Source organism: Pseudomonas sp. PDM28 (assembly GCF_019219115.1).
Taxonomy (GTDB): domain Bacteria; phylum Pseudomonadota; class Gammaproteobacteria; order Pseudomonadales; family Pseudomonadaceae; genus Aquipseudomonas; species Aquipseudomonas laurylsulfatiphila.
Map to the genome: position 1 here is coordinate 421,812 of NZ_JAHUWG010000003.1, position 16,502 is coordinate 438,313.

Consider the following 16,502-nt stretch of genomic DNA (forward strand, 5'->3'; position numbering starts at 1 on the left):
CACAAAATCACAAGAATAAAAAAGATCCGAGGTGTTGCATGTCCGAGCTATCCGCAGCGCGCATCCCCGACGCACCCGCCATTCAGCGTTTGCCCCTCTTGCAACTGATCCTGGTCGGTTTGCAACATGTTCTGCTGATGTACGGTGGCGCCATCGCGGTGCCGCTGATCATCGGACAGGCCGCTGGCCTGAGTCGTGAAGAAATCGCCTTTCTGATCAACGCCGACCTGCTGGTGGCCGGTATTGCCACCATCGTCCAGTCCCTCGGCATCGGCCCCATGGGCATTCGCATGCCGGTGATGATGGGGGCCAGTTTCGCCGCCGTCGGCAGCATGGTCGCCATGGCCGGCATGCCTGGTATCGGCCTGCAAGGGATCTTCGGCGCGACCATCGCTGCCGGTTTCTTCGGCATGCTCATCGCGCCGTTCATGTCCAAGGTCGTACGTTTCTTCCCGCCATTGGTGACCGGCACGGTCATCACCTCGATCGGTTTGTCGCTGTTCCCCGTGGCCGTGAACTGGGCCGGCGGCGGTGCCAGCGCCGCTCAATTCGGCTCTCCGATCTACCTGACCATCGCCGCCCTGGTGCTGGGCACCATTTTGCTGGTGCATCGTTTCATGCGCGGCTTCTGGGTCAATATTTCCGTGCTGATCGGCATGTGCCTGGGCTACGTGCTCTGCGGCCTGCTCGGCATGGTCGACCTCAGCGGCATGGCGCAGGCGCCATGGCTGCAATTCGTTACGCCGCTGCACTTCGGCATGCCGAAATTCGAACTCGCACCGATCCTGTCGATGTGCCTGGTGGTGGTGATCATTTTCGTCGAGTCCACCGGGATGTTTCTTGCGCTGGGCAAAATCACCGGCCAGGAAGTCTGCCCACGCATGCTGCGGCGCGGTTTGCTGTGCGATGCCGGCGCCTCGTTCTTCGCCGGGTTCTTCAACACCTTCACCCACTCCTCCTTTGCCCAGAACATCGGCCTGGTGCAGATGACCGGTGTGCGCTGCCGCTCCGTGACCATCGTCGCCGGCGGTTTGCTGATCGTCCTGAGCCTGCTCCCCAAGGCCGCGTTCCTGGTGGCCTCGATCCCTCCGGCAGTCCTGGGCGGCGCAGCGATTGCGATGTTCGGCATGGTCGCCGCCACCGGGATCAAGATTCTCCAGGAAGCCGACATCGGTGACCGTCGCAACCAGTTGCTGGTGGCGGTGAGCATCGGCATGGGCCTGATCCCGGTGGTGCGCCCGGAGTTTTTCGCCCACCTGCCCGTGTGGATGAGCCCGATCACCCACAGCGGCATCGCCATGGCCACCCTCAGCGCGCTGACGCTGAACCTGCTGTTCAACATCCTTGGCGGCGCCGAACGCGCGGCCATCAACGACTGCCACGCCCACTAAGACAGAAACGCACACCCCCTGTAGGAGAGAGCCTGCTCGCGATGAACCCGAGAACACCGCGTTTATCCAGATAACACGCGTAATCGTTGACGACCATCGCGAGCAAGCTCGCTCCTACAAGGGCAGGGGTTTCCTGTGCCTCAAAAATAAAAACAAGAGGGAGCAACAGATGATTCGGACACAAACCAACCTGCTGTTGGGTGCTGGCCTGCTGGCTGCGAGTCAGGCCATGGCCGGCGATTTACTGCTGTGGCAGACCAACAGCCTGAGCTATCTGTACGGCAAGGATTTCGTGGTCAACCCGTCGATCCAGCAGACGATAACCTTCGAACACGCCGATCGCTGGAAGTACGGTGACAACTTCATGTTCATCGACAGCACCTACTACAACGGCGAGAAAGACCGGAACAAAGGCGTCCACGCCTACTACGGCGAGTTCAGCCCGCGCCTCTCCTTGGGCAAGATCCTCGACCGTCGCTTCGAATTCGGCCCGATCAAGGACGTGCTGCTGGCCATGACCTACGAGAACGGCGAAGACGACACCGAGGCCTACCTGATCGGCCCCGGATTCGACCTCGCGGTACCGGGCTTCAATTTTTTCACCTTGAACGTCTACTACCGCCAGACCGAAGGCTCGCGTCCCGGCGACGACGTCTGGCAGATCACGCCGGCCTGGTCCTACACCCTGCCACTGGGCAACTCGAACCTGTTGATCGACGGCTACATTGACTGGGTCGTGGATAACGACCAGAACGCCCATGGCACCTATCACGCCAACCTGCACTTCAACCCGCAGATCAAGTACGACCTGGGCAAAGCCCTGGGCTGGCGGGAGAAGCAGGTGTACGTCGGCGCCGAATACAGCTACTGGAAAGACAAGTACGGCATCGAAAACAGCGGCAAATTCGACACCAATGAAAACACCACCAGCCTGCTGGTGAAGGTGCATTTCTGATGCTGCCCCGCAACCGTGCGCCAAACCTGTCGTCGGTGCGCCGTTGCGGAGCACTTGAGACCTGGCCGAGGAGTCAGTATTCTCCGCGGCCGCCCGAATCCGGTTTAAAAAAAAGCCCGGATGTAAAACCTGACCAGCAGGCCAACTTATCCCGGCGCTGGCAGGCACCAAGGCACCCCAAAACCCCTCTCAATCGACTGCTCTTGAGCCGTCGAGCGGGAGTTTTTTTGCTTTTTGAAAGCCTTGGCTCAGCTCTTGCTAACAGCACCAAAGCTGACCGATTGGATGATTTTTTACCGCTACGGAAACAGGCGCCACACCAGAGCGCCGACCTTAAAAAAATAACGTGGAACCACCTACTTTTTGGGAGCAACCGAATGAAACGTACGTGCACTAGCCTGATGCTGGCGGGATCGATGCTGGCCGGGGGCCAGGCCATGGCCGGCGATTTGCTGCAGTGGCAGACCAACAGCCTGACCTACCTGTATGGCAAGGACTTCCAGGTCAACCCGCGCATCCAGCAGACGGTGACCTTCGAACACGCCGATGGCTGGAAGTACGGCGACAACTTCTTCTTCATCGACAAGATCTTCTACAACGGCAAGGAAGACCACTTCGCGGGTGAAAACACCCACTATGGCGAGCTCAGCCCGCGCCTGTCGTTCAACAAGATCTTCGACCAGAAGTTCGAGTTAGGCCCGATCAAGGACGTCCTGCTGGCCATGACCTACGAGTTCGGTGAAGACGACACCGAGTCGTACCTGATCGGCCCAGGCTTCGACCTGGCCATCCCGGGCTTCGACTACTTCCAGTTGAACTTCTACAACCGTCACACCGAAGGCGACCGCCCGGGCGACAACATCTGGCAGGTCTCGCCGGTCTGGTCCTACACCATCCCGGTGGGTGAATCGGACGTGCTGATCGACGGTTTCATGGACTGGGTCGTCGACAACGACGTCAACAGCAAAGGCGAATACCACGCCAACCTGCACTTCAACCCACAGGTAAAATACGACCTGGGCAAGGCGCTGAACCTGGGTGCCAAGCAGTTGTACGTCGGTGTCGAGTATGACTACTGGAAAAACAAGTACGGGATTGAAGACAGCCAGGGCTTCAAGACGGATCAGAGCGTGACCAGCTTCCTGGTCAAGGTTCACTTCTGATAAAAAAACGTTAAATAGATATCGCCCGATAGTCGTTATATCGGGCAGATATTTTCACAACTTTCTTCATTAGTAATAGACATTTAAAATCTGTCTGGATGCCTGCCCTAAGCGCTGCTCAAAACCATCAAAATCTATAGGCTCGCCCGTGCGCATATCAAAGACATTGTCAGGTAAAACAATAGCCGACCCAAATACCCCATTACCAACCGCTATCTTGGGGGGGATTACCTCACACAGGGACACCTTCACATAATTCTGTTCCTGCCCGTCCAGTAAAATATCAGTCAAGCTTACCGATATAATTTCAAACGCCGCACCGGGATTTGCCAGTGACTCAGACTCAAAGAATGGGTAACCACTCCTTGAGGATAACGGTGCCAACGGCTTGGGGCTAAAATGATGATCGACTTCAAAAATTACAGAGGTCTCGTCAAACCTGCGATCCTCACCACCTGAGCGATATCCCGCAAACTCGGCGGCAACAATAGGGTTTTCTGTAAAGGAAGCAAAATCGGTATTGATCAACACATCTCCGGTACCTAAACCACCTTGTCGAAAAAAAGCTCCCGACGTCCCACGACTCCCTGACCCACCCCTATAGAGTGTTACAGCGCCGGTGTGAGGAAGCACGTCTATTATATTGGCCAAGTCAAATACACGACTCGCATTGTCGCTGGCTATGCGAGCCTCTTTAGGAAAGTACCCTTCTGGGTAATTTCTTTGCTTACCTGTTCTTAAATAGTCGTTAACAAAAGGTCCTGAATCAAACGTATAAGCCTTCAGATAGGTACGTTTATGCACATCGTCCGCCAAGTTAAAATCCATCAACACCGCCTGCTGTCGCACAACAACAGCCTTGCCTATAGTCGCCTTTAAATTTTCATGATCATTTCCAAGTAATAAATCGTTAAAACTCTCCCCCACTAACCCATACAAGTCCTTGAGCGCCAGTGGGTTATTCAAAACGTAACAAAAAAAATTAAGACCATTGGCAACCAAAGCTGGATCAGTACTCACCCATCGCTGCAACCAAGGCGCATAGTACCGATACCCATAATAATAAAGCCCCGTCGCATCCCGCTCTTTACCCGAGTAACGAATCGTCTTGTACCCAGATTCGGTTTCGCTGGCAGCCGCCCACAACGCCGTACCGCCAAACGGGTAATAAACCTCGCGACTCAACACTGCGCCCAACTCATCCAGTTCCAGCATGCACGAGCTCAGATGGTCACTCAGGCAAAAACGCAGTTGATCATTGCGTACGCCCTTGGGCAGTTTCTCAACCCAGTGCAAGGCCCGCACACGGCCAAGCCCCGTCTCGACACTAAGCACATGCCGCTCTTCGCCAGTAGCCGTATCCCGATGGATTTCCAACCCCGGCAAGTAACGTACTTCGGCACGCAGTGTGCGACGAGCCGTCTCGGTGAGTCGGACTTTTCTCAGTCGATGCCCGGGACTGTCGTAGAAATAACACTCGGTATCGTCGGGCCCATCCTCACGCCGCACCATCGTCACGCGACTCAATTGATTGCGAATGTCCCAACTCATTGCCTGACCGCGCAACAGTTCCCGCTGATTGCCATTGGCATCGAAGCCATCCGCCAGATTGCCTTCCTCCGCAACGCTGCGATTGCTGGCGGTCGAGGTAAACATCTCAAACGTTTCCGCACCGCTGTGTTGGCGGGTTTGCAAATTGCCGGCAGCGTCGTAGTTGAAAGATTGGGTGTAATTGCGCAGTTGGTTGGGGTCCAACGGTGTGGTTTGCCAGGCAGGTAATGCGGGACCATGACCGGGCTGGCTGACTTCCCTGCCAGTGGCTTCAACCAGTTGATACAGGCTGTCATAGCGATAGCGATTGATCGGGTCGATCCGCTGATGATTGAAGTAACGCGTCAGCGCCACCTTGTCTTCGACACTTGAGATATTGCCGACCGGATCGTAGGAGTATTCGAGGTGCTGAAGCGGCACACCTCGGGCATCGCAAGAGAGCAATCCGGCCAACCGCCCATCTTCAGCCGCGTACCGGGCCGTAGTCAGGACACCATTTGCCGCAAGCTCTCTTTCAACCTTGCCAAGGGCGTCATATCGGATGTCACCCACCAGTACTTGAGGAGGGCCGGAAGCACCAGCCAACCTCAGTCGGGTTTCCAGCAACTTGCCAGACAGGTTGTAAGCGAAGGTTCGCAGGTTTCCCCTGACGTCCGTCTGACAGAGCATTTCCCCTGAAGGCCCATGCTGTTGAACTGTCCCGAAAACCTCGTCCTCAAGGCGCGCATCGGCGGATTCGGCCGACCAATCCGGCGGGGCCAGATCGAGCATAAAGCGGGTTTCTTCCGCCAGAAGCCAACCACCCACGCCATATTCGCAAAGGCTGTGCCGACCAGCCGGATGGTCATGGCGAATAAGTTGGCCACATTGGTTATAAACAGCAGACTCTTCTCCCGCACCGCCGTAAGCAAAACGCTCGGAGACGCGCGACATCTCATCCTTCATCTGCTCCGTCACGGTCGTCGGACGAAGAAGCTCATCGTACTCAGTGTGCCGCTGGCTCCCGCGACCGTCCCAGAACGATCGCGCCATACCGGCCTGATCCAGCAAACTCAGCTGCCAACCGGCATCGACGCTGTCCACCAGCAGTGGCTGATTTTGCAGGTTGTGCGTCGTGACGAGGTTCGGTTTTGGCGCCGTGCCCCACAATCGCGGGTCCCAGGAAGCCACCAGCCGTCCGGCAGCGTCAAAGTGATTGCGGGTGATGCGAGCCTCAATGGACGGGTTCCGCGGATGACGGCAATAGGCGACATTTCGCACAGCCAAACTGCGCGAATCCACCACCGACAGGTTCGGTGTGTGAGCATCAATCCAAGGTGCAGCCGCCATCTTCGAACCCTCTGCCGGGGGCTTCAATCTGATGGAAAAACCTGACCACATCTACTGGCAGATCTGACAGTTCAGACGCTTTCAGCCACCGAGAGCCCGAGAAACCGGCTCAACTCCCCGCGCTTGGCCAACGCATCCCGTCGCCCCAGTTCGATCAACTCGCTGCAATATCCCGCCTCGAACAGCAGGTAACTCAGCACCCCTGCCCCGCTGGTCTTGGTCGCACCCGGCCCCCGCAGGAACAGACGCAGCGCCGCCGGTAATTCCTGACGATGCCGCGCGGCAATCTCGTCGATCGGCTGGCTCGGTGAAATCACCAGCACGTCCACCGGCGCCACGCCCAATGCGCGGGTCGGTGTGCCGTCAGGCATCAGGTGACTGAACTGGTTCAGGCGCTGCAACAGTTCGATGTCACTTTCCAGGCTGTCAATGAACGTACTGTTGAGCATATGCCCGCCGATCTGCGCCAGGGTCGGCTGCTGACCGGTGTAGCTGCGCTGCAAGGGTTGTTGCGGGTCGATACCGCGGGGGTTGCCGCTGACGCCCACCACCAGCACCCGACTGGCGCCCAGATGCAGCGCCGGGCTGATCGGTGCCGACTGACGCACCGCGCCATCACCGAAATACTCTTCGCCGATTTTCACCGGGGCGAACAGCAGCGGAATCGCCGAACTGGCAAGCAAGTGTTCAACCGACAGTTGGGTGGGAACGCCAATGCGTCGATGACGCAACCAGGCATCGATCTTGCCGCCACCCTGATAAAAGGTGACGGCCTGACCGGACTCATAGCCGAACGCCGTGACCGCCACCGCATGCAATTGCTTCTGGGCGATCGCTTCGGCGATGCCGCCCATATGCAGCTTGTCGTTGAGCAGATCCCGCAGCGGCGAACTGTTGAGCAGCGCCACCGGAACCTGGGAGCCGATGCCGAGCAAACTGTGGCTGACAAAGCGAGTGGCCTGGCGAATGACCCCGGGCCAGTCGCTGCGCAATACCAGAGGGCTGCGAAAGCCCTGCCAGAAGGCGGTCAGGCGTTGGATGGCATGACGAAAGTCCATTGCCCCGCTGGCGAGGCTGACGGCGTTGATCGCGCCCGCCGATGTGCCGACGATCACCGGAAACGGATTGCTCGCCCCCGGCGGCAGCAATTCGGCAATCGCCGCCAGCACCCCGACCTGATAAGCCGCCCGAGCCCCGCCGCCGGAAAGAATCAACCCTGTAACCGGTTCAGCTGGACTCATGCACAACTCTCCATGGTGCTTGATGGGGTTTCGTTGTTACGGCCTGCTCCCTTGTGGGAGCGAGCTTGCTCGCGATGGACGTTAACGATGACGCTGGGAGCCTGACGCCCCGTGGCGCTCTCCAGTCCATCGCGAGCAGGCTCGCTCCTACAGGGGATCGGGGTTCAACGGCGTTTGGCGTACAGCTTCGGCTCGCCCGGTGGACGGCTCTTGAAGCGGCGGTGGGCCCACAGGTATTGCTCGGGATATTGGCGCAGGACGCCTTCGATCCATTGGTTGATGCGGATGCAGTCTTCTTCCTCGGTTTCACCAGGGAAGCCTTCGAGCGGCGCATGGATCACCAGGCGATAACCGCTGTCGTCCGCCAGACGCTCCTGGGTGAACGGCACCACCAGCGCCTTGCCCAGCCGCGCAAACTTGCTCGTGGCGGTGACGGTCGCTGCCTGAATGCCGAACAGCGGCACAAAGATGCTTTGCTTGGCGCCGTAGTCCTGATCCGGCGCGTACCAGATCGCGCGGCCCGAGCGCAGCAATTTGAGCATGCCGCGCACGTCTTCACGCTCTATCGCCAGCGAATCGAGGTTGTGCCGCTCGCGGCCCTGGCGCTGGATGTAGTCGAACAGCGGATTCTTGTGCTCGCGGTACATGCCGTCGATGGTGTGCTGCTGACCGAGCAACGCCGCGCCGATTTCCAGCGTGGTGAAGTGCAGCGCCATCAGGATCACGCCCTTGCCTTCGCGCTGGGCCTGCTGCAGATACTCCAGCCCCTCAACGTGAGCGAGACTCGCCAGGCGCTTGCGCGACCACCACCAGCTCATCGCCATCTCAAAAAATGCGATACCGGTGGAGGCGAAGTTTTCCTTGAGCAGGTGTTTGCGTTCGGCGGCGGTTTTTTCCGGAAAACACAGTTCCAGATTGCGCTTGGCAATGCGCCGTCTGTCGCCGGCCACGCGATACATCAATGAGCCCAGTGCACGGCCGATCCACAGCAGGGCCGGATACGGCAACTGGACGATCAGCCACAACAGCCCCAGGCCACACCACAGCGGCCAGAAACGTGGAGATAGAAATGCTTTTCGAAAACGCGGGCGGTCCATTAATGCTTCCGGAATGACAATGGCCGCGCATTCTACATCGTTCGACCCGGCTTGCGGCCTGCGGGCGTTCTCGTTATAAGTCTCGGCACTTTTAGTGACAAGTCGTTGTATGCCGACCATGAGCCAAACCGAACCGCTAGACCAAGATCCCGTGTTCCAGTTGAAGGGCAGCATGCTGGCCATTACGGTGCTGGAACTGGCCCGTAACGACCTGGAAAGCCTTGATCGGCAACTGGCCGCCAAGGTCGCCCAGGCGCCCAACTTCTTCAGCAACGCGCCGCTGGTACTGGCCCTGGACAAACTCCCGGCCAACGAAGGCGCCGTCGATCTGCCCGGCCTGATGCGCGTGTGCCGCCAGCATGGCCTGCGTACCCTGGCGATCCGCGCCAGCCGCATCGAAGACATTGCCGCCGCCATTGCGGTCGACCTCCCGGTGCTGCCACCGTCCGGTGCCCGGGAGCGTCCACTGGACCTGACCGAAGGCGAACCGAAGAAAAAACCGGAAAAACCGCCTGAACCGACCATCAAGCCGACAAAAATCATCACCTCGCCGGTACGCGGTGGCCAGCAGATTTATGCCCAGGGCTGCGATCTGGTGGTGATCTCCTCGGTCAGCCCGGGGGCGGAACTTCTCGCCGATGGCAACATCCATGTATACGGCCCTATGCGTGGTCGCGTGTTGGCCGGCGTCAAGGGCGACACCAAGGCGCGGATTTTCTGTCAGCAAATGAGTGCTGAACTGATCTCCATCGCCGGGCATTACAAGGTTTCCGAAGATCTGCGCCGCGATCCTCTGTGGGGTTCGGGTGTGCAGGTCAGCCTGTCCGGCGACGTGTTGAACATCATTCGGCTTTAACGGATACTGCCGCATTTTCCAAGCATCTCTAAAACGTAGCGAAAACGGCTCAAACGAAGTAGGAAAAGGCCGAAAGCAGTGTTTACCGGGGGTAAACGCCGCTCAAAACCCGATTCCAGCCAAGGCTGTCCGACTGCAGTAGTTTTTCAGGAGATGTTTTTCAGGGGCTGTAAAAGTCCTTTTTCCTTAGGGGTGAAACACCTTGGCCAAGATTCTCGTGGTTACATCCGGCAAGGGTGGTGTGGGTAAGACCACCACCAGCGCCGCTATCGGTACCGGCCTCGCTCTGCGCGGCCACAAAACAGTTATCGTCGACTTCGACGTGGGCTTGCGTAACCTCGACCTGATCATGGGTTGCGAGCGCCGCGTGGTGTATGACTTCGTCAACGTCGTCAACGGCGAAGCCAACCTGCAACAGGCCCTGATCAAAGACAAGCGCCTGGAAAACCTCTACGTGCTGGCTGCCAGCCAGACCCGCGACAAAGACGCGCTGACCGTCGAAGGCGTGGAAAAAGTCCTGATGCAACTCAAGGAAGACTTTGAGTTCGTGGTCTGCGATTCCCCGGCGGGCATCGAGAAAGGCGCCCACTTGGCCATGTACTTCGCCGATGAAGCGATCGTCGTGACCAACCCGGAAGTTTCCTCGGTACGTGACTCCGACCGCATGCTCGGCCTGCTGGCCAGCAAGTCCCGTCGTGCCGAACGCGGCGAAGACCCGATCAAGGAACACCTGCTGATTACCCGTTATCACCCGGAGCGTGTGAGCAAAGGCGAAATGCTCGGCGTAGAAGACGTCAAGGAAATCCTTTCGGTGACCCTGCTCGGCGTGATCCCTGAATCCCAGGCGGTGCTCAAGGCATCCAACCAGGGTGTTCCGGTGATTCTCGACGACCAGAGCGATGCCGGCCAGGCCTACAGCGATACCGTTGACCGCCTGCTGGGCAAGACCGTGGATCATCGATTCCTTGATGTACAGAAGAAGGGATTCTTCGAGCGCCTGTTTGGAGGCAACTAAGCAATGAACCTTTTTGACTTCTTTCGTGCCAACAAAAAGCAAAGCACCGCGTCGGTAGCGAAAGAGCGTCTACAGATCATCGTGGCGCACGAACGCGGCCAACGCAGCACCCCGGACTACCTGCCGGCCTTGCAGAAGGAACTGGTCGAGGTGATCCGCAAGTACGTCAATATCGGGTCCGATGACGTGCATGTCGCACTGGAAAGCCAGGGCAGCTGCTCGATTCTGGAACTCAACATCACCCTGCCTGATCGCTGAGTCGATCCGCCAGGAGCCACGGCGGCTCAGGCCCCTTCTGCAACCGGAAGGGGCCTGAGCCGCCGTTGGCGTTTGTTACGAGGCTGTTTTAATGCCGCTGTCCAACATCCACATCATCCATCAGGACGCTGCCGTACTGGTGGTGAACAAACCGACCCTGTTGCTCTCTGTCCCTGGCCGGGCCGATGACAACAAGGACTGCCTGATTACCCGCCTGCAGGAAAACGGCTACCCGGAAGCGCGAATCGTCCATCGGCTGGACTGGGAAACGTCCGGCATCATCCTGCTGGCCCGCGACCCGGATACCCATCGCGAACTGTCCCGGCAATTTCACGACCGCGAGACCGAAAAGGCCTACACCGCCCTGTGCTGGGGTCAGCCGGAACTGGACAGCGGCAGCATCGACCTGCCCTTGCGCTACGACCCGCCGACCAAGCCGCGCCACGTGGTCGACCATGAATTCGGCAAACATGCGCTGACCTTCTGGCGCGTGCTGGAGCGTTGCGGCGACTGGTGCCGCGTTGAGCTGACACCGATCACCGGCCGCTCCCACCAGTTGCGCGTGCACATGCTTTCGATCGGTCATCCGCTGCTGGGTGACGGGCTCTATGCCCACGAGCAGGCGCTGGCGGCCTGGCCGCGCCTGTGCCTGCACGCGAGCATGCTGACTTTCACCCATCCGCAGACCGGCGAGCGCCTGCGCTTCGAGTGCCCGGCACCGTTTTAAAAATGTGGGAGCGGGCTTGCTCGCGAAAGCGGTGTAACAGTCACTATTGATGTTGTCTGACACTACGCCTTCGCGGGCAAGCCCGCTCCCACAGGGGATCTCCTCCAGATTCGATTTCCGTGGCCATCCCCGCCATTCAGTGCGACGCCATTTACCAAGCCAATACGTTAAACTGGCGCCACTGCTGTCTGGAGCTACTTTATGCGCGAAGAGTTGAACCAAGGCCTGATCGATTTTCTCAAGGCCTCCCCTACCCCGTTCCATGCCACCGCCAGCCTTGTTCAGCGCCTGGAAGCGGCGGGCTATCAACGCCTCGACGAGCGCGAGCCGTGGAATACCGAAGCCAACGGTCGCTACTACGTCACCCGCAATGACTCTTCGATTGTCGCGATCAAAATGGGCCGCCATTCGCCACTGCACGGCGGCATTCGCCTGGTCGGCGCCCACACCGACAGCCCGTGCCTGCGCGTCAAGCCGCAACCGGAGCTGCAACGCCAGGGCTTCTGGCAGCTGGGTGTCGAAGTCTATGGCGGCGCGCTGCTGGCACCGTGGTTCGACCGCGACCTGTCCCTGGCCGGCCGCGTGACCTTCCGGCGTGATGGCAAGGTCGAGAGCCAGTTGATCGACTTCAAGGCCCCGGTCGCGATCATTCCGAACCTGGCGATTCACCTCAACCGCGAAGCCAACATGGGCTGGGCCATCAACGCCCAGACCGAACTGCCGCCGATCCTCGCGCAATTCGCCGGTGACGAGCGCGTGGACTTCCGCGCGGTGCTCACCGACCAGCTCGCCCGCGAACACGGCCTGAATGCCGATGTGGTACTCGATTACGAGCTGAGTTTCTACGACACCCAAAGCGCTGCGGTCATTGGCCTGCACGGCGATTTCATCGCCGGCGCGCGCCTGGACAACCTGCTGTCGTGCTACGCCGGCCTGCAAGCGCTGCTGACGGCCGACACCGACGAAACCTGCGTGCTGGTCTGCAACGACCACGAAGAAGTCGGTTCCTGCTCGGCTTGCGGTGCCGACGGCCCGATGCTTGAGCAAACCCTGCGTCGCCTGCTGCCTGAAGGTGATGAATTCGTACGTACCATTCAGAAATCCCTGCTGGTTTCGGCTGACAACGCCCACGGCGTGCATCCGAACTACGCCGACAAGCACGACGCCAACCACGGCCCGAAACTCAACGCCGGGCCGGTGATCAAGGTCAACAGCAACCAGCGCTACGCCACCAACAGCGAAACCGCCGGGTTCTTCCGTCACCTGTGCATGGCTGAAGAAGTGCCGGTGCAAAGCTTCGTGGTGCGCAGCGACATGGGCTGCGGCTCGACCATCGGCCCGATCACCGCCAGCCACCTGGGCGTGCGCACCGTGGACATCGGCCTGCCGACGTTCGCCATGCACTCGATCCGCGAACTGTGCGGCAGCCACGACCTGGCGCACCTGGTCAAGGTGCTGAGCGCGTTCTACGCCTGCCGCGAGTTGCCGTAACCCCTGTAGGAGCTGCCGCAGGCTGCGATCTTTTGATTTTGCTTTTTTAAAAACAAGATCAAAAGATCGCAGCCTGCGGCAGCTCCTACACACGCACATCACTTCGGCCGCTTCAAAAGCGGCCTAGACTTCAAGTATCCCTTCGACAAGGCTGTCTCCATGATTTCGATGTCCACCTTTCACGCCATGCTGATCCCGATTCTTGCCGGGATGCTCTTGCTGGCCGTTGGCTTCAACTTTCGCGACAAAAACGCCGGTGTGTTCGCCATGTGGATCGGCATGCTGACCATCCTCGCCACCGTGGTGATCAAGATCCTCGCCAAACTCAACGAATAATTCATCGCCCTTGGCTCGCATTGATTTTGACGGGCTCGTACACTCGGTCGATCCGCTCCTTGCGAGGTTGACCGCCTAGTGTTCGCTCGTCTTTTTGCCCTTCCGTATTTTTTCCTTGCCTGCCTGTTGCTGCTGCCAGTGGCACCTGCCCAGGCGGCCGGCCTGCCAAGCCTGCTCGGCGGCCAGGCCAAGGCGCAGCCCGAAGCACAGGAACCGCTGGGGCAGTCCCTGGACGAAGTGATCAAGTCACTGGAAAACGATCAGCAGCGCACCAAGCTGCTGGCCGATCTGAAAAGGCTGCGTGACACCACCAAAAAGGCCCAGCCGACTACCGAAGAAGGCGTGCTGGGCCTGATTGGCGGAACCCTGGCCACGATCGAAAAGAAATTTTCCGGCGACGACAGTCCGCTCACGCGCTGGTCCAGCGAGTTCGACCAGGCCCAGGAAGAGTTAATGGCCCTGGCGCTGCCGGCCAATGAGTGGCTGCCGATGCTCTTTGCGTTCGCCATGATCCTGATGGTTTGGAGCCTGCTGGCCGCCGCGCTGATCTGGATCAGCCACCGCGTACGCATGCGTTTCGGCCTGACTGAAGAACTGCCGCAGCACCCCCGTGCCCTGGACATGTTGCGCTTTGCCTTGCGCAAACTCGGGCCATGGCTGATCGCCCTGGTGATCACGATCTACATGAGCTATGCCCTGCCCTCGTCCCTGGGCAAAAGCCTGGCCATGGTGCTGGCCTATGCATTGGTCGTCGGTACCTGCTTCTCGGCCATCTGCGTGATTGCCTTTTCCCTGCTCGACGGCCCACACCGCCACCGCGCCTTGTACATTCTGCGGCACCAGGCGTTTCGGCCGCTGTGGCTGATCGGCAGTTTCGCCGCGTTTGGCGAAGCGCTGAGTGACCCAAAACTGGTCGACAGCCTCGGCAGCCATCTGGCCCATACGGCTGCCACGATTGCCAATGTCCTGGCAGCCTTGTCCACGGCCCGATTCATCTTGCGTTTCCGCCGCCCGATCGCCCACCTGATCCGCAACCAGCCGCTATCCCGACGCCTGACCCGCCGCGCCCTCAACGACACCCTGTCGATTCTCGGCACCTTCTGGTACGTGCCGGCGCTGGTGCTGGTGGCCATTTCCCTGTTCGCCACCTTCATTTCCGCCGGCGACACCAGCACGGCCCTGCGCCAGTCGCTGATCTGCACCGTGTTGCTGGTGTTGTGCATGGTCATCAACGGCCTGGTACGCCGCCACGCCCTCAAGCCCCAGCGCGGCATCCGGCGTTACGCCGTGTATTCGGAACGGTTGAAAAACTTCTTCTACACAATCCTCCACCTGTTGGTGTGGCTGGCCTTTATCGAGCTCGGCCTGCGGGTCTGGGGCATGTCGTTGATCCGCTTTACCGAAGGCGACGGCCACGAAGTCAGCGTCAAGCTGTTCAGCCTCGCCGGCACGCTGCTGTTCGCCTGGTTGATCTGGATTCTCAGCGACACCGCCGTGCACCACGCACTGACCCGCTCGCGCAAAGGCCTGGCCAATGCCCGCGCGCAGACGATGATGCCGCTGATTCGCAACGTGCTGTTCGTGGCCATTTTCATTGTCGCGCTGATCGTTGCCCTGGCGAACATGGGCATGAACGTCACGCCCCTGCTGGCCGGTGCCGGTGTGATCGGTCTGGCCATCGGCTTTGGTGCGCAGTCGCTGGTGGCCGACCTGATTACCGGGCTGTTCATCATCATCGAAGACTCACTGGCCATCGACGACTACGTGGATGTCGGCGGCCACCTCGGTACGGTCGAAGGCCTGACCATCCGCACCGTGCGGCTGCGGGACATCGACGGCATCGTCCACACCATTCCGTTCAGTGAAATCAAAAGCATCAAGAACTACTCCCGGGAATTCGGCTACGCGATCTTCCGGGTCGCGGTGCCAGCCAACATGGACATCGACAACGCCATCAAACTGATGCGCGAAGTCGGCCAGAAAATGCGCACCGATCCGTTGCAGCGACGCAATATCTGGTCGCCGCTGGAGTTCCAGGGGGTGGAAAGTTTCGAGTCGGGTAATGCGATCCTGCGCGCCCGCTTCAAGACCGCGCCGATCAAGCAGTGGGAAGTGTCGCGAGCGTTCAACCTGTCGCTCAAGCGGCACATGGATGAAGCCGGACTGGACCTGGCGACACCGCGGATGAGCATTCAGGTCACCGCCGGGTCCCCGGAACAACCCTTGTAGGAGCTGCCGCAGGCTGCGATCTTTTAACAATCAAAAGATCGCAGCCTGCGGCAGCTCCTACAAAGTCAAACGACGTCTACGCCGACATGAATCGCATCATGCCGCCAGAACTCCAGGTCGCAGTCGATCAGGCGTTCATGCTGGTCATAGTTGACGCGGGCAATCCGTAAGCCCGGGCTCCCCGCCGACACCTTCAACGCCGCTGCCGCATCCACCGACAACGCCGTGGGCACAATCTCGAAGCGCACCCGTCCGTAGTGCAGGTCGTAATGCCGCGCATACAACTCGGTGATCGACTGATTCAAGTCGAAATCGAGGATTCCCGGAAAGTACTGCGGGTTCAGATAGTGCTCCACATACAGCACCAACCGCCCGTCGATCCGCCGTGAGCGGCAGATCTGGATCACGCTCGACAGCGCCGGCAATTGCAGCCAGGCACAAACGGCCGCCGACGCCGGTTGCAATCGTGCCGAAATCACCTCGGTGGACGGCACCCGCCCCTGGGCACTGACCATCGCGTGAAAGTGGCTGCGCTGCATCAGGTTGTACGCCAGGCGTGGCGGTGAGACGAACCAGCCGCGACGCTCCTCGCGATAGATTTGCCCCTGCGACTCCAGCTGCAACAACGCCTCACGCAAAGTGATCCGCGTGGTGCCGAACAATTCACTGAGCTTGCGCTCGGCCGGCAATTTGCTACCCGGGGCCAACAGGCCGTGGTCAATCTGCTCCTGAAGCACCTGGCCGATGGCTGTTACCGCTTTTGTCGCCTCTTCACGCATCAATGTTTCCTATCTGGACTAGACCAGCACCAATTCAGGGCAGAACCGCCGCGCAAACCGGCTCATTCAATAGTCTGCAAGCGT

At 59.4% G+C, this 16,502-nt stretch carries 14 protein-coding genes; 10 read left to right on the forward strand and 4 right to left on the reverse strand.

Features of this window, described 5'->3' with window-relative positions:
• Positions 1–38: 38 nt before the first annotated feature.
• The 3 genes from KW841_RS08370 to KW841_RS08380 all read left to right on the forward strand — a co-directional run bounded on the left by KW841_RS08370 (position 39) and on the right by KW841_RS08380 (position 3,509).
• A complete protein-coding gene (locus KW841_RS08370; RefSeq protein WP_102699324.1) occupies positions 39–1,391 on the forward strand; it encodes a nucleobase:cation symporter-2 family protein in 1,353 nt (450 codons plus the stop codon).
• A gap of 169 nt (positions 1,392–1,560) precedes the next feature.
• Positions 1,561–2,346: an outer membrane protein OmpK gene (locus tag KW841_RS08375; RefSeq protein WP_218475187.1), complete on the forward strand. Its 786-nt coding sequence runs from the start codon at positions 1,561–1,563 to the stop codon at positions 2,344–2,346.
• Between the two features lie 377 nt (positions 2,347–2,723).
• Positions 2,724–3,509, forward strand: coding sequence for an outer membrane protein OmpK (locus tag KW841_RS08380; protein ID WP_007974939.1), 786 nt, complete (start codon positions 2,724–2,726; stop codon positions 3,507–3,509).
• A gap of 69 nt (positions 3,510–3,578) precedes the next feature.
• Here the strand turns inward: KW841_RS08380 and KW841_RS08385 are convergent, their stop codons facing one another.
• From KW841_RS08385 to KW841_RS08395, 3 genes are all read right to left on the reverse strand, one after another.
• Entirely contained in the window at positions 3,579–6,389 is a 2,811-nt protein-coding gene (locus tag KW841_RS08385) for an RHS repeat domain-containing protein (RefSeq protein WP_256357736.1), read from the reverse strand.
• A gap of 71 nt (positions 6,390–6,460) precedes the next feature.
• Positions 6,461–7,630, reverse strand: coding sequence for a patatin-like phospholipase family protein (locus tag KW841_RS08390; protein WP_218475190.1), 1,170 nt, complete (start codon positions 7,628–7,630; stop codon positions 6,461–6,463).
• 164 nt (positions 7,631–7,794) lie between these two features.
• Positions 7,795–8,727, reverse strand: a complete 933-nt coding sequence (locus KW841_RS08395) for a lipid A biosynthesis lauroyl acyltransferase (RefSeq protein WP_218475192.1) — start codon at positions 8,725–8,727, stop codon at positions 7,795–7,797.
• Between the two features lie 118 nt (positions 8,728–8,845).
• Between KW841_RS08395 and minC the strand changes: the two genes are divergently transcribed.
• The 7 genes from minC to KW841_RS08430 all read left to right on the forward strand — a co-directional run bounded on the left by minC (position 8,846) and on the right by KW841_RS08430 (position 15,639).
• On the forward strand, positions 8,846–9,583 hold the full coding sequence (minC, locus tag KW841_RS08400; protein WP_046037759.1) for a septum site-determining protein MinC: 738 nt from the start codon (positions 8,846–8,848) through the stop codon (positions 9,581–9,583).
• Between the two features lie 202 nt (positions 9,584–9,785).
• A complete protein-coding gene (minD, locus tag KW841_RS08405) occupies positions 9,786–10,598 on the forward strand; it encodes a septum site-determining protein MinD (RefSeq protein WP_007974946.1) in 813 nt (270 codons plus the stop codon).
• A 3-nt stretch (positions 10,599–10,601) separates the two neighbouring features.
• Positions 10,602–10,856 (forward strand): cell division topological specificity factor MinE, encoded by a 255-nt coding sequence (gene minE, locus KW841_RS08410; RefSeq protein ID WP_007974947.1) that lies wholly within the window; start codon positions 10,602–10,604, stop codon positions 10,854–10,856.
• A gap of 91 nt (positions 10,857–10,947) precedes the next feature.
• Positions 10,948–11,583, forward strand: a complete 636-nt coding sequence (locus KW841_RS08415; RefSeq protein ID WP_007974948.1) for an RluA family pseudouridine synthase — start codon at positions 10,948–10,950, stop codon at positions 11,581–11,583.
• Between the two features lie 201 nt (positions 11,584–11,784).
• Positions 11,785–13,074, forward strand: coding sequence for a M18 family aminopeptidase (locus tag KW841_RS08420; protein ID WP_007974949.1), 1,290 nt, complete (start codon positions 11,785–11,787; stop codon positions 13,072–13,074).
• A 159-nt stretch (positions 13,075–13,233) separates the two neighbouring features.
• Positions 13,234–13,410 carry a hypothetical protein gene (locus tag KW841_RS08425; protein WP_008048365.1) on the forward strand — a complete coding sequence of 59 codons (177 nt, stop codon included), beginning with the start codon at positions 13,234–13,236 and terminating at the stop codon, positions 13,408–13,410.
• A 78-nt stretch (positions 13,411–13,488) separates the two neighbouring features.
• Positions 13,489–15,639, forward strand: a complete 2,151-nt coding sequence (locus KW841_RS08430; RefSeq protein ID WP_218475194.1) for a mechanosensitive ion channel family protein — start codon at positions 13,489–13,491, stop codon at positions 15,637–15,639.
• Between the two features lie 65 nt (positions 15,640–15,704).
• On the opposite strand, the gene phnR is transcribed toward KW841_RS08430, so the two are convergent.
• On the reverse strand, positions 15,705–16,418 hold the full coding sequence (gene phnR / locus KW841_RS08435) for a phosphonate utilization transcriptional regulator PhnR (RefSeq protein ID WP_007974952.1): 714 nt from the start codon (positions 16,416–16,418) through the stop codon (positions 15,705–15,707).
• Between the last annotated feature and the right edge of the window lie 84 nt (positions 16,419–16,502).

Excerpts from the sequence above, each read along its gene's own strand:
- KW841_RS08385 (WP_256357736.1), bottom strand. The coding sequence starts at position 6,389 with ATGGCGGCTGCACCTTGGATTGATGCTCACACACCGAACCTGTCGGTG.
- KW841_RS08390 (WP_218475190.1), bottom strand. The coding sequence starts at position 7,630 with ATGAGTCCAGCTGAACCGGTTACAGGGTTGATTCTTTCCGGCGGCGGG.
- minE (WP_007974947.1), top strand. The coding sequence starts at position 10,602 with ATGAACCTTTTTGACTTCTTTCGTGCCAACAAAAAGCAAAGCACCGCG.
- KW841_RS08380 (WP_007974939.1), top strand. The coding sequence starts at position 2,724 with ATGAAACGTACGTGCACTAGCCTGATGCTGGCGGGATCGATGCTGGCC.
- KW841_RS08395 (WP_218475192.1), bottom strand. The coding sequence starts at position 8,727 with ATGGACCGCCCGCGTTTTCGAAAAGCATTTCTATCTCCACGTTTCTGG.
- KW841_RS08425 (WP_008048365.1), top strand. The coding sequence starts at position 13,234 with ATGATTTCGATGTCCACCTTTCACGCCATGCTGATCCCGATTCTTGCC.
- KW841_RS08415 (WP_007974948.1), top strand. The coding sequence starts at position 10,948 with ATGCCGCTGTCCAACATCCACATCATCCATCAGGACGCTGCCGTACTG.
- KW841_RS08370 (WP_102699324.1), top strand. The coding sequence starts at position 39 with ATGTCCGAGCTATCCGCAGCGCGCATCCCCGACGCACCCGCCATTCAG.
- KW841_RS08375 (WP_218475187.1), top strand. The coding sequence starts at position 1,561 with ATGATTCGGACACAAACCAACCTGCTGTTGGGTGCTGGCCTGCTGGCT.
- phnR (WP_007974952.1), bottom strand. The coding sequence starts at position 16,418 with ATGCGTGAAGAGGCGACAAAAGCGGTAACAGCCATCGGCCAGGTGCTT.
- minC (WP_046037759.1), top strand. The coding sequence starts at position 8,846 with ATGAGCCAAACCGAACCGCTAGACCAAGATCCCGTGTTCCAGTTGAAG.
- KW841_RS08420 (WP_007974949.1), top strand. The coding sequence starts at position 11,785 with ATGCGCGAAGAGTTGAACCAAGGCCTGATCGATTTTCTCAAGGCCTCC.